The organism is Seonamhaeicola marinus (genome assembly GCF_008085455.1).
Genome location: NZ_VSDQ01000374.1, coordinates 1 through 312, shown reverse-complemented (window position 1 = coordinate 312; position 312 = coordinate 1). Strand labels below are relative to the sequence as shown.

Sequence of the window (312 nt, the reverse complement as noted above, 5' to 3'; positions counted from 1 at the left end):
CCTGCGCCTTTAAAAAAGCAAATGGCTGCTGTGTTGGCAGAAGGCTTTGTTTTGCGTAGATCGGTGTTTCAGAAGTGTTTAGAGTTGTATCCAATGGCAGAGTGGCAAGTGCTAATGCAAAAAATGAACAAACTAAACAGGTTTAAAAAAAAGAACAATGATTTTATAAGAAGGTTTACTGCAGGGGTAAAAATGGTTGAGGTTGATGGTAATGGGCGTTTGTTAATACCTAAAGATTTAACCGTTTTTGCAAACATTTCAAAAGATATTGTGGTGGCTTCGGCTGTTAATATTATTGAAATTTGGGATAAA

1 protein-coding gene is annotated in these 312 nt (G+C 36.2%); it reads left to right on the top strand.

Going from position 1 to position 312, the window contains the following annotated elements:
- On the top strand, positions 1 to 312 hold a 312-nt coding region (locus FUA24_RS05000), incomplete at both ends, for a division/cell wall cluster transcriptional repressor MraZ (protein WP_148540286.1).